Genomic DNA, 12744 nt, shown 5'->3' on the forward strand with positions numbered 1-12744 from the left:
CCTGATGGACCGCAAGACGTACACCGCCGAGCTCGCCGGTCTGCGCGAGCTGCGCGCCGAGATCACGGCCGCCGAGAAGGCGGTCGCGGCCGCGCGGAAGGAGTTGGACAAGCTCACCGCCCAGCGCTCGCGCCGGGTGGCCGGGCTCGCGGGCTACGAAGGCGCCCAGGCGCCGGCCGTCGCGAAGGCCTCCGGCCTGTCGGTCGGCGACGTTGTGCGGATCGCCCCGCTGCTGGACCCCACCCCGGCCGCCGTCCGCGCCGCCAAGCCCGACGACCAGGCCCCCGCCGCCGCGCCCGCACCCGCCCCGGCGGCCGCGCCGGCCGCCGAACCCACCGTCGCCGTTGCCCCGCCGCTGACCCGCCCCGCCGCCGTACCCGAACAACCCACCCCCGCCCCCACCCCCGCCCCCGCCATCGCGCTGACCGCTCCGGTGCCCGAGACCGGCCCACGCGAGCTGCCCACCCTCCCCGAAGGCCCGGCAGGCGCCCGGTTCGAGGCCGTCACCACCGGCCTGTCCTCCAAACGCCCCAACTTCACCCAGCAGGCCCGCTCCACGGTGTTCCTGGACGCGGCGGCCGGCGTGCTCGCGGTCCGCGACCAGACCGTGCGCCTCGACCTCGGCACCCGCACCCCGGGCGAGATCCTGGACGCCGTCCTCGCCACCGCACCCGGCACCGAGCGCGTCTACATCACCGCCGGCGCCCCCTGGCACGACGGCGCCGAGCGCTACTCCACCCTCAAGGACGCGGTCGCCGCCTGGCTGAACACCCCCAGCGACCGGTGGACCACCGCCACCGCCACCGGCTCCGGCCGCGACAAACTCGCCGGCCACTTCGTCCACCAGCGCCAGCCCGTCGGCCGCTACGCCCCCGCCGCCGCGCCCGACAGCGGCACCACCGAGATCCGCTCCATGGGGGAGTGGTTCGACCCGGACGGCGCCGACGTCGTCACCTGTCGCCAGGCGTTCACGCTGCTGTGGCAGGCGCTGCGCCGCCACTGGGACGACGCGGTCCTCATGGGCTCCCCGAGTCAGACCGGCCGGGACCTGTGGTCGCGCACCATCCCCACCACCGGCAAGTGGGCGGGCGGCTACCCGGTCCTGTCCGAGGAACTGCGCGGCCTGCTGCACGCCACCGGCGGCCAGGGCCGCACCGAGCTGATCCTGCCCCCGCGCGTCCCGGAGCAGCTCCCGGCGCTGGTGGAGTACGACCGCACCTTCGCCTACGCCAAACACCTGTGGAAGTCCCCGGTCGGCACACCGCGCCGCATCACCGCCGCAGCCTTCGCCGCGATGACCGAGCAGGAGCAGACCAAGGCCCTGATGTCCTGCTCCCACTGGAACATCAAGGTCACCGTCCCGGCCGGCTGGAACCACGTCGGCCTGCTGCCGGCCCCCGTCACCGGCGACCGCGCCTGGATCTACCCCTGCGAGCCCGGCGCCACCTTCACCACCTGGGCGGGCGGGGCCGAGGTCCACCTCGCCCTGTCGAACCACATCGCGCCGTGGCGGATCGAGATCCTCGGCGGCCTGCTCTTCGAGGACGGCAAGCCGCTCGACGAATGGGGCAAGCGCCTCAAGTCCGCCTGGGCCGACCTGACCAACCTCTCCCGCATCCACGCCGACGAACGGCAGCGGCAGGCGGCCTACCTCGCCTCCCGCGCCGTGCGCAGCGTCCTGCTGTTCGGACTCGGCGGCTTCGCCCAGCGCCCGCGCCTGGTCTCCGGCACCACGCCCACCGGCGAGGCCCTCCCGCCCGGAGCGGAGATCCTCGGCCAGGACGGCCAGGTCGTCACCTGGCAGCGCCAGGCCGGCTTCTCCCGCGACCCCTACGCCCACCCCGAGTGGGCCGCCTACGTGTGGTCCGGGGCGCGGGCGGCGTTGCTCGACATGAAGTACCGCCAGGACAAGGAGGTCATCGGCCACGCCGGCGCCCTGCACGCGAAGCCCGGCACCGTCGTCTACTTCGGCACCGACGGCATCGCCCTGACCGAGCGCCAGCCCTGGCCCTACCGCGGCGAAGTGGGCGACTACCTCCTCAAGGGCCACCTCACCGGCCCCGTCGAGCACCCCACCAGCCAGGAGCAGTACCTCAAACTGCGCGGCCTGGGCCGCGCCGAACTCGCCGAGAAGGGAGCTGACCAGTGAGCCCGGCCGACCCGCAGAACCCGAACGAAGCCGCCAGGCTGACCCAGCAGCTCATCGACCAGGGCTACAGCAAGCGGCAGGTCGCCAAGATGCTCGGCCGCGACGCCTCCTTGGTCAGCCAGTTCTTCACCAAGGGCAAGGGCGCCGCGTTCGTCGGCGCGCTGCGCCAGGTAGTCCGCGCGGTGCGCGGCGGAGAGCGCGACCAGGACGCCCTGGCAGGCATCGCCGAAGCCAACACCGTCCGCCGCCGCACCAAGACGGGGCAGAAGGCCAGGGTGCGGGGCAAGGACACGGTCGGGGTGCCGGGGGAGTCGATGGCCGGCCGCGCCGGGCGCCAGGCCATCCGCTCCGGTGCGAGCCATCTCGCGCCGGTCGTCCACGAGACCGGCCGAGCCGGCGGCCGCCTGGCCTTCACCGTCCGGATGAAGGCTGACCAGTACGTGTACTCGGCCGGGTCGGAGCAGGACTCCGCCGGCCTGCGCCGCGGCTTCATCCCCCGCGCGGACGGCACCGAGGAACGCACCTACGGCTCCGCCTCCACCGGCGGCTTCGACGCCGCCGAGTGGTCCCAGCGCGTCGCCGACCACCACGGCGACGTCACCGAGGCCATGCGCGCTTGGCTGGTGGAGACCGGCCGCGCCGTCGAGGACGCGGACATCCGGTACCTGGAGGTCCGCGGCTGGATCCCCGAGTAGTCGGAGGGCGGCCTCCATCCGACCACGCCCATGGGAGCCGAGAGCGCTTCGGCCGGCCAGTGAACGGTGGATCGGTCGGTTGAGCGTTCGACTCGGGTCAGGGCGCGTGCCTCAACAGCCGGGTTCGGCCAGGCTCCTGGAGAGCGGGCCGACGGCCGGGCGGTCCAAGGCCTGGCCTCTCTCCAGCCAGCCGGTCTTCCGCTGTCGAGGCACGGGCGCCGTGCTGATGAGCCTACGATGGTCACCTGCGGCGGGGGTGGCGTCAGAAACCTTATGCCGCAGGCTGGTTGCTGCCTGCGGTACGGTGCGGCGGCAAGGGAGAGCGGAGCGGCGGCAACTGTGCACCTGAAGGACTTCACCGTCAGCGGGTTCCGCTCGCTGACGCTGGTCGAGAACATCCCCGTCAGCGCGCCGACGATCCTGGCCGGCCACAACGACGGCGGGAAGAGCGCGGTACTCGCCGCCCTCGACTTCCTCCTCGGAGGGTACCGCCTGGTCGAACAGGACCGGACCTACGACAACCCGCCAGCAGCCGGTGTTGCCGATGCTGTTCCGACCCGCTGCGCCTCGACATGGGTCGAAGGCCGCTTCGCCCTGGACACCTCCGAACAGGGGATGGGCTTTCCGGCCGAGCTGAGGATCCGACGCCGAGTGGAGAGCGACAGCGCGCCCGTGCTTGAGTACCGGGCCCAGCTCCCGTGCGACCCCAGGCTGCGCGGCTTCGACTCGCTGCTCGTCCCGGCCCTCAAGGAACTGGTAGAGGTATTCGGGCTGCAAGTCGAGGGCAAGGGACTCAAGGCCGACCTGCAAGCGGCGCTGGCCGCACACGCGGCACGGTCCCCACAGGTCGCTGAATGGACCGCCCTGCCCAAGCAGTTGGTGCGACGGCTGCCGAGACTACTGTCGTTCAGTGGCAAGGACGAGAGCCCGGACCGGGCCGTCCACACAGCACTGGCAGGCAGCTACCAGGCCCACCTGGCGGACGACGGGCTGCAGGGCCGCCTACGCACGATCGAGTCCGAGGTCACAGGCCTGGTCAAGGACGACGCCGCTGACCTGTGCGCGCACATCAAGGCACACTGCCCGGACCTCGTGGAAGTCTCCGTCGAACCGGAGGTCTCCTTCTCCCACGGCTTCAAGCACGCGCACCTGCACATCTCCCGCGCCCACGGCGAACGGGTCGACCTCTCCAGGTCCGGCCGCGGCAGCAACCGCCGGATCGCCCTCGCCGTTTGGGAGTGGACCAGCAGGCTCCTGGAAGACCCCCAGCCGGACGAGGACGACATGCCGCCCGTCCAGACGATCGTCGTCTATGACGAGCCCGACACCCACCTCGACTACACCCACCAGCGGACCGTGATGGACCTCATCCGCCGCCAGTGCGCGACGGACGCCGTCAAGGTCATCGTGGCCACCCACTCGATGAACCTCATCGACGGAGTGGACATCGCCGATGTCGTCCACCTGCGTCTGGAAGCGGGCCGCACCGTCATCGAGCGCCTCGCCGACGACACGCACGAGGGCATCGACCTGCACCTCGGGCAGATCGCCTCCGCACTTGGCCTGCGCAACTCCGTCCTGCTCCACGAGCGTTGCTTCCTCGCCGTCGAGGGGGCGACTGAACAGCAGGCGATTCCGGTGCTCTTCCGCCTCTCGCAGGGGCTGTCCCTGCAAGCGGCGGGCATCGCCCTGTGGGCCTGCAACAACAACGAAGGCGCCCTCCACCTCGCCCGCTACCTCGCTGCCCAGCGCCGCACCGTGATGCTGCTGGTCGATGCCGACAGCCGCAACGTCGCCAAGTTCTTCAGGGACGACCGGCTGCGCCATTTCGGCCTCGATCCCGCGACGCAGGTGTCCTTCGTCGGCGAGGCTGAGAACTTCAACGAACTCGAGGAGCTCTTCGAGGACGAGCAGTGGGCCCGAGTGGCCAACCGCAAGTGGCCGCGCCGTGAGAGCGAGCAGCCCTGGGAGGCCGCGCACTTCAAGGCTCACCGCGGTGGCCGGAAATTTAGCAAGGACATTCTGGACATGATTAAGGATCAGGGAAGCACGAGTCCTGACGGTAAACCCGAAATGGTCTACGAGCTGGCCACATCCCTGGGTTCCGCCTCCGACGTGCCGCTGCAGCTTCGGGAGGTATTCGCGGCTTTGCGCGCGAGTGCGGGCTGATCATTTCCGGACGGTGCGTCCTGCTGGAGCTGGGCGGCACGTCGTGCCTTCATCCGGGCCTTGCGCTGTTCGCTGGTGGGGGAGGCCCAGGCGTGCCAGCCCGCCTCCTCCACCCACTGCCGTGCGTGGACCCGCTCGTCGATGCCGCACCACCGGCACCCGTTCGGAGCAGGGAAACCGCTACGCAAAGGGCCTTGCTCGGAAGTCATCTCTCCCCCTCTCTGGCTTTATTCTTTCCCGCCGCACTGACAATCTCCTGCCTCGCGCCCGCCGCTCACTCACCTGCCGGTGGCGGTGCAGTACCCCGGGCCTCCAGTGATTCCCACAGATCCCCGTTGCCGACCAAAACACCGAAGTCGGCCCGCACACCACACCCGAAGGGTTACGGTCAGCGACCATGCGATTGCTCCACACCTCGGACTGGCACCTCGGACGCACTTTCTACCGAGAATCCCTCATCGACGCCCAGCGCGCCTTCCTCGACCACCTGCTGACCGTCGTCCGGGAACGGGAGGTGAACGCCGTCCTCGTCGCCGGCGACATCTACGACCGGGCCATCCCCTCCCTGGACGCCGTCGCCCTCTTCGACCACGCACTCAACAGCCTGGCCGACCTCCAGGTCCCCGTCATCATGATCAGCGGCAACCACGACTCACCCCAGCGTCTTGGCGTCACGTCCCGCCTGATCGAACGAGCCGGCATCCACCTGCGCACCGACCCCGCCACCTGCCACACACCCGCAGTGCTGCACGACGCGCACGGACCCGTCGCGTTCTACGGCCTGCCCTACCTCGAACCGTTCCTGACCCGCGAGAACATGGCAGCCGACAAACCCACCCACGAGGCCGTCCTCGGCGCCGCCATGGACCGCGTCCGCGCCGACCTCGCCACCCGCCCCGCAGGCACCCGCTCCGTCGTCCTCGCCCACGCCTTCGTCACCGGAGGCCACACCAGCGACAGCGAACGCGACATCACCGCCGGCGGCATCCCCACCGTCCCCGCCGCCGTCTTCGAGGGCATCGACTACGTCGCCCTCGGCCACCTCCACCGCCCGCAGAAAGTCACCGACCGCATCCGCTACAGCGGTTCCCCCCTCGCCTATTCATTCTCCGAAGCCGGCTACGCCAAGACCACCTGGCTCGTCGACCTCGACGCCGGCGCCAACCTCACCGCCGAAGCCGTCCCCTGCCCCCGCCCCCGGGCCCTGGACACCCTCACCGGGCACCTTGACGTCCTGCTCAAGGACCACCAGCACGAACACCTGCGCGACGCGTGGCTGCACGTCATCCTCACCGACCCGCAGCGCCCCATCAACGCCATGGACCGCCTGCGCACCCGCTTCCCCCGCACCGTCCAGCTCACCTTCGCCCCCGAGGACAACGGCCCCCGGGGCAGCGCCACCTACACCGAACGCACCCGCCACCGCACCGAACTTGAGATCACCGCCGGGTTCGTCGACCACGTCCGAGCCGGTCACGCCCCCACCCCCGCCGAACACGACCTCCTGCGCCGAGCAGTCGAGGCCACGCGCCGCAACGACATCGTGAAGGAAATCAGCTGATGCGCCTGCACACCCTCGCCCTGCAGGCCTTCGGCCCCTTCCGCACCCGGCAGAGCATCGACTTCGACACGCTCTCCCAAGGAGGGCTGTTCCTCCTGCACGGCACCACCGGCGCGGGGAAGTCCACCATCTTCGACGCCGTCTGCTACGCCCTCTACGGCAACGTACCGGGGGAGCGGCACCAGACGGCGCTGCGCAGCCACCACGCCGACCCCGCCACGCTCACCCAGGTCGAGCTGGAGTTCAGCATGGCGGGGCGCCGCCTGAGGATCGTGCGCACCCCCCCAGCAGGAACGGGCCCGGCGCGACGGAAACGGCACCACGCGGTCGCAGGCCAAGGCCAGCCTGGAGGAACGGCACGGTGACGACAGCCTCGGCCGGGCCCTCTGGAAACCCGTCTCCGCCGCCCACCAGGAGATCGCCCGCGAGATCGAAGCCCTGCTGGGCATGAACCGCGAGCAGTTCTGCCAAGTCGTCCTGCTGCCGCAGGGCGACTTCGCGAGATTCCTGCGGGCCAAGGCCGAGGACCGCGCCACCGTCCTGGGGCGCCTCTTCGGCACCCACCGCTTCCGCGACATCGCCCGCTGGCTCACCGACCACGCCAAGGAGAGCGGCCAGCGCTGCGACGACGCCCGCAGGATTGTCCTGCGCGACATCGACCGCATCCAGGACACCGCCGGCACCCCGATCACCGACTCGGTCGAGGAACCAGCCCCCACCCAGGACAGCATCGACACCACCCACCCCACGGCACTCGCCTGGGCGCAGGCCGTCCACGGCAGAGCCGCCGAGGCCCACCAGGCGGCCGCCGCCGCGCTGCGGGACGCCCGAGCGCACCACAGCATCCGAGAAAGCCGAGCCGCACAGGTCCGCATCCTGGCGGAGCGCCAGCTGCGCCACCGCACCGCCGCCTCAGCCCTCACGGCGCTGCGGGCGCAGGCCCCGGCCTTCGAGGACCTTCAGGCGACCCTGGAACGCGGTCGCCGAGCTGAGCAGGTCCGGCCCCTTATCCAGGCCCTCGATGACGCGGACCACGACCACCAGGAGGCCCGACACGCCGAGGCCCAGGCCAGGACACGACTGGCCGACACGCAGCGCAACGACACCGACGAGGAGCTGACCGCCACCGAGGACCGGCTGAAGAACGACCTCGGCCGCCTCGACGCCCTACGCCACGACGAACAGCGCTCCGAAGAACTGGCAGCCTCCCTCGCCAAGCTCAAGGCCGAGCTGGACCAGGCCCAGAGCGACCACGACGAGATCGCCGACTGGCTGGACCAGGCGGATACCCGACGCGCCGAGCACACCGCGCGGATCGACAGAGCCCACCTGGCACAGATCCAGGCCGACAGGCTCGCCGCCGCCTTGCCGACCCTCGAACAGCAACTCGCCGCAGCCCGCCGACGCGACGAACTGGCCGCCAACGTCGCCAAGGCCCAGTCCGACGTCGACGAGCTCAAGAAAGCCGTCATCCACAGCGCGGCGCACGCGCGCGGGATCCGCGACCGGCGCATCGACGGCATGGCCGGTGAACTCGCCGCCCGGCTGAGTCCCCAGGAACCCTGCCTGGTCTGCGGCTCGCCGGTCCATCCCCGGCCGGCGACCACCGCCGCCGGCCACCCGAGCAGGGAGGACGAGGCCCGCGCGGAGGAGGCCTACCAGCAGGCCGACCAGGCCTGCAAGGACGCCGAACAGGACCTTGTCCGGCTCACGGCCGAGGCGGCTTCAGCCCAGGAACTGGCCGACGGGCAGGCGACCGCCGACCTGCAGCAGCGTCACCGTGCCGCCCAGCAGGCCCACAAGGACCTCCTGGTCGCCGCCGCGGATGCCGTGCCCGCGAACGAGGAACTGCGCGCCTTCGACGAGACGCGCGCAACCCGGACATCCGAACTCGCCAGCCTGGGCCGACGCATCGGCGACTACCTCGGCCGCCAGGAGACCCAGAGCGCCGAACAGGAGATCCTTACCCTGCGTCTCGCCGACGCCCTGGCCGGATCCCCGACGATCGCCGCTCGCAGCGCCGAACTCACCGCCGAAGCGGAAGCGCTCGCCCGGGCACGGGCGGCGATCCAGCAGGTGGCAGTGGCCGCGGGGAATCTGGACCGCGCGGCCAGGGCAGTCGCGACCGAGATCGTGGCCGCAGGCTTCGCCACACCCGAGGAAGCCCGCCACGCCCTGATCCCCGGTGCCGAACTGGCAGCGAAGGAAGGCGAAATGGACGCCTGGCGGACAGCCCAGGCCACGCACACGGCGACACTCCAGGACCCGGATCTCGCCGAGGCCGCCGCCGCAGAACCGGCCGACGAGCAGGCTGCCGAGGCGGCTCTCGCCGCCGCCGCCGACCGGTCGGAAGCAGCGGCCATCGCCGAGAGCACCAGCCGCGACCGCTGCGAGACGCTGCTCGGCCACATCGACGACCTCACACAGGGCATCGGGCGACTGGCACCCCTCCTGGAAGAGCACCACGTGGCCAAGCATCTGGCAGACCTCGCCGCGGGGACTTCGGGCGACAACCAGTACCGCATGCACCTGGAGGCCTACGTACTGGCGGCCCGGCTGGAAGAGGTGGCGAAGGCGGCCAACACCCGCCTGGAACGCATGTCCTCCGGCCGCTACGTGCTGTCCCACACCGACGCGCGCACGAGCGGGCGCGGCCGCTCCGGCCTCGGCCTGGAGATCCTCGACCAGTGGACCGGCCAGACCCGCGACACCACCACCCTCTCCGGCGGCGAGTCCTTCTTCGCCTCCCTGGCGCTGGCCCTCGGCCTCGCCGACGTGGTCGCCCAGGAAGCCGGCGGCAGCCAGCTCGACACCCTGTTCATCGACGAGGGCTTCGGCAGCCTCGACGACGAGACCCTGGAGGAGGTCCTCGAAGTACTCGACGAACTGCGCTCCTACAGCCGCACCGTCGGGGTCGTCAGCCACGTCGCGGACCTGCGACGGCGCATCCCCACCCAGATGCAGGTCCGCAAGAGCCAGGACGGCTCGACCGTGAAGGCCATGGCCGCCGCCCCGGCCTACTGACGTCCACGAGCCGGCTCTCCCCGGTACGATCTCCCGCCATCAGGGTCGCCCAGACCCCTCCAGCTCCTCGGCCGGGCGTCGGCCTGCGGCAAGGCGCGGCAGGAGCCTGTCTCACCGATCGAGAAAGGCTCCTGCCTCAGTTCGTAGTGAAGCGCGCCCACCAACCGGCGCCCCAAGCAGCAGCAGAAAGAGAGACAACGCTGTGGTGACCATGACCACCACCGCCGCGACGCCCGTCCCCCCGGCGCAGGTGTCCGGAAGCGACGTCAATCCGCTGCCGCTGCACCCGTTCCAGAAGGACGCCGTCGCGGCCGCGGTGCGCGAGGTCAAGAACGGCGGCCGGGCGACCGTCGTCGCGGCCACCGGCTCCGGCAAGACCCTGATCGCCGCCGGCTGCGCCCGCCGCCTGGCGGCCAAGGGCCGGGTGCTGGTGCTGGTGCCGACGATCGAACTGCTGGAGCAGACCGCGCAGTCCTGGTCCACCAAGGGCGGCCGCCGGGGACTGGCCATCGCGGCCTGCTCACGCGAGGAGGCCCTGGAGAGCGCGGAGGCCGGCGGCCGGATCCACGCCCAGGTGACCACCCAGGCCGCCCGGATCGCCGACCTCGTCCAGGCGCAGAAGCCCGGCGAGCCGGTCACCGTGTACGCCACCTACGCCTCGCTGGAGCGCATCGTCCACGCCCACTCGCTGCACGGCCTGCCCACGTGGGACCTGGTCGTCATCGACGAGGCCCACCGCACCGCCGGCTCCGACGGCAAGCCCTGGGCCGCCGTCCACACCGACGACCAGGTCCCCGCCACGCGGCGCCTGTACCTCACCGCCACCCCGCGCATCGTCGACGAGAACCACGTCCCGCACGAGGTCGTCGACGTCGCCGAAGGCACCGTCATCTGCTCCATGGACGACGAACGCATCTACGGCAAGACCGTGTTCACCTGGACCCTCGGCCAGGGCATCGAACACGGCTACCTCGCCGACTACCGCGTCCTCGTCCCCGTCGTCACCGACGAAGACCTGCGCGAGCTCCTCAACCTCCCCGCCGTCGCCGACCTGCGCACCCAGCGCAGCAACGAGGACCTGCTGCGCCTGGCCCTGCAGATCGCGGTGCTGCGCGCCGTCGCCGACCTCGGCCTGCGCCGCGTGATCACCTTCCACTCGCGGATCGCGGGTGCCCGCGCGTTCGCCGCCGACCTGCCGGACGCCTCCGAACTGCTGCCCGACGCGGAGCGCCCGGAGCGGATCTGGGCGAAGGCGGTGGCCGGCACCGACCGCCTGCGCGAGCGCCGGGCCGCGTTCGCCGAGTTCAAGGCCCACACCGGCGAGGACGGCGAGGAGTGCGGCATCCTCGCCAACGCCCGCCTGCTGTCCGAGGGCATCGACGTCGCCGCCGTGGACGGCATCTGCTTCGCGGACCCGAAGTCCTCGGTCATCGACATCGTCCAGGCCGTCGGCCGCGCGCTGCGCCAGTCCTACCGGCAGGCCAAGGTCTCCTGGATCATCATCCCCGTCCACCTGCCCGCCCCCGCCGCCGGCGACGACACCGCCACCGCCGACCCGTCCGAGGTCCACGACGCCGGCCAGGCCCTGAAGGCCCAAGCCGACGCCGAGATCGAGGCGTCCTCCTTCCGCACCATCTGGCGGGTCCTGCGCGCCCTGGCCGCGCACGACGCCCGGGTGGTCGGCCGGATCACCGAACTGCGCGCCCACCGCTCCCAGGGCACCCGGCACACCGCCACGGCCGAGGCCTCCGAGGCCGAGCGGCAATCCGCGCCGGCGGAGTCGCCGAGCGAGTGGCTGCGGATCGACGCCCGCCGGCACGCCGCGCGGATCCTCCAGACCGTCAAACTGCGCGCCTTCAACCCGCGCGCCGTCGAGTGGCAGCGCATGCACGCCGTCGCGGCGCTCTTCCACCTCCAGCACGGCCACCTCGACCCCACCGACCGCATCGGCCACATCGAGCTGATCACCTGGCTCACCCGTCAGCGCCACCTGCACGGCCAAGGCCTCCTCGACCCCGCCCGCGTCAGCGAACTGGACGCGCTCGGCATGATCTGGTCCAAGAACGCCAACGCCTGGGAACGCGGGGCCGCCTACGCCGCCGCCTTCCACCACCGCCACGGCCACCTCGCCATCCCGGCGACCACGAAACTCGACGACTACGCGGTGGGCGCCTGGATGCGCCGCCAGCGCAAGGCCGACAACCTCAACCCCGACCAGGTCGCCAAACTCGACGCCCTGGACGAACTGTGGCGCCTGGAACCGGACTGGAACCGCTCCTACCGACGCCTGCTCGCCTACCTCGCCGCCGGCGGCACCCTCACCGGCCCCGCCAACCGCACCGGCCTCGCGGACGACCCGACCTTCCGCCCCGGCGCCTGGCTGCGCAAACAGGCCAAGGCCCGCACCGACGGCAAACTGACCGCCCGCCAGAGCGCCCTCCTGGACGCCCTCCACCGCCACCCCGAAACCGTCACCGGCTGAAGTGTCAGGCCAACGTCAGGCGAACGTCGTTCTCCAACGCGCCGGCGCACGGGCACTCTGTTGTGCGAACGATCGAGGGGGGAACGGGCTTCCGCTGGTCACGACGCCCCCGGCCCTCGAGAAGTGATCTCGACCTCCGGAGCCTGCGGGCGGGTCCGCGAACCCGCCCGGGAAACGGGCCTGACCGCGGGGCCCGCAGGCGCGGTGGTCGAGGCGATCAGCCACCGAACACCAGGAGACAACTGATGATCAGGAAGCGCACCGCCGTCCGCCTCGGCGCCGTCGTCGCCGTCGCCACCGTCGGTCTGGGCCTCAGCACCGGGCTGGCGTCGGCCGACACCACCTTCGGGGCCAACGTCCCCGGCTGCGCCGGGGGCATGGTGGACAGGTTCTACGACGGGCACGACCACGTGCAGGGCTACGCGACCTCCACCGGCGGTGCCGCATGCGGGGTGGTCCTCCACCAGTCGAACGGCGGGAGCTCGAGCAACTGGACCAACATCCCCGGTGACACGGCCTGGACCGAGAACCTGCTGGACTCCGGCATCACCTCGTACGTCGTCGTGTGCAACGGGGACACCGGCCGCTGCGCCACCAGCGCCTCGTACTGACAGACGCCACCGGTCCCGTCATGGTCCCGCCCCGGGGGAGCGGACCACGGCGG

At 71.7% G+C, this 12744-nt stretch carries 8 protein-coding genes; all 8 read left to right on the top strand.

Going from position 1 to position 12744, the window contains the following annotated elements:
* Nucleotides 1-4: 4 nt before the first annotated feature.
* The 8 genes from ACWCYO_RS07545 to ACWCYO_RS07580 all read left to right on the top strand — a co-directional run bounded on the left by ACWCYO_RS07545 (nucleotide 5) and on the right by ACWCYO_RS07580 (nucleotide 12691).
* Nucleotides 5-2149 (top strand): hypothetical protein, encoded by a 2145-nt coding sequence (locus ACWCYO_RS07545; protein WP_449783701.1) that lies wholly within the window; start codon nucleotides 5-7, stop codon nucleotides 2147-2149.
* Nucleotides 2146-2844 carry a helix-turn-helix domain containing protein gene (locus ACWCYO_RS07550; protein WP_449783702.1) on the top strand — a complete coding sequence of 233 codons (699 nt, stop codon included), beginning with the start codon at nucleotides 2146-2148 and terminating at the stop codon, nucleotides 2842-2844. The genes ACWCYO_RS07545 and ACWCYO_RS07550 overlap by 4 nt, the downstream gene beginning before the upstream one ends.
* 339 nt (nucleotides 2845-3183) lie before the next feature.
* On the top strand, nucleotides 3184-5013 hold the full coding sequence (locus tag ACWCYO_RS07555) for an ATP-dependent nuclease (RefSeq protein WP_449783703.1): 1830 nt from the start codon (nucleotides 3184-3186) through the stop codon (nucleotides 5011-5013).
* A 397-nt stretch (nucleotides 5014-5410) separates the two neighbouring features.
* A complete protein-coding gene (locus tag ACWCYO_RS07560) occupies nucleotides 5411-6574 on the top strand; it encodes an exonuclease SbcCD subunit D (protein ID WP_270150318.1) in 1164 nt (387 codons plus the stop codon).
* On the top strand, nucleotides 6574-6939 hold the full coding sequence (locus ACWCYO_RS07565; protein WP_449783704.1) for an AAA family ATPase: 366 nt from the start codon (nucleotides 6574-6576) through the stop codon (nucleotides 6937-6939). The genes ACWCYO_RS07560 and ACWCYO_RS07565 overlap by 1 nt, the downstream gene beginning before the upstream one ends.
* A gap of 82 nt (nucleotides 6940-7021) precedes the next feature.
* Nucleotides 7022-9598 (top strand): SbcC/MukB-like Walker B domain-containing protein, encoded by a 2577-nt coding sequence (locus ACWCYO_RS07570; protein ID WP_449783705.1) that lies wholly within the window; start codon nucleotides 7022-7024, stop codon nucleotides 9596-9598.
* A 211-nt stretch (nucleotides 9599-9809) separates the two neighbouring features.
* Entirely contained in the window at nucleotides 9810-12080 is a 2271-nt protein-coding gene (locus tag ACWCYO_RS07575) for a Helicase associated domain protein (protein WP_449783718.1), read from the top strand.
* Nucleotides 12081-12325: 245 nt separating this feature from the next.
* Nucleotides 12326-12691, top strand: coding sequence for a hypothetical protein (locus tag ACWCYO_RS07580; protein WP_270150321.1), 366 nt, complete (start codon nucleotides 12326-12328; stop codon nucleotides 12689-12691).
* Nucleotides 12692-12744 lie beyond the last annotated feature (53 nt).

It is taken from the genome of Kitasatospora sp. NPDC001683 (genome assembly GCF_053596495.1).

Excerpts from the sequence above, each read along its gene's own strand:
- ACWCYO_RS07545 (WP_449783701.1), top strand. The coding sequence starts at position 5 with ATGGACCGCAAGACGTACACCGCCGAGCTCGCCGGTCTGCGCGAGCTG.
- ACWCYO_RS07580 (WP_270150321.1), top strand. The coding sequence starts at position 12,326 with ATGATCAGGAAGCGCACCGCCGTCCGCCTCGGCGCCGTCGTCGCCGTC.
- ACWCYO_RS07570 (WP_449783705.1), top strand. The coding sequence starts at position 7,022 with ATGAACCGCGAGCAGTTCTGCCAAGTCGTCCTGCTGCCGCAGGGCGAC.
- ACWCYO_RS07565 (WP_449783704.1), top strand. The coding sequence starts at position 6,574 with ATGCGCCTGCACACCCTCGCCCTGCAGGCCTTCGGCCCCTTCCGCACC.
- ACWCYO_RS07560 (WP_270150318.1), top strand. The coding sequence starts at position 5,411 with ATGCGATTGCTCCACACCTCGGACTGGCACCTCGGACGCACTTTCTAC.
- ACWCYO_RS07575 (WP_449783718.1), top strand. The coding sequence starts at position 9,810 with ATGACCACCACCGCCGCGACGCCCGTCCCCCCGGCGCAGGTGTCCGGA.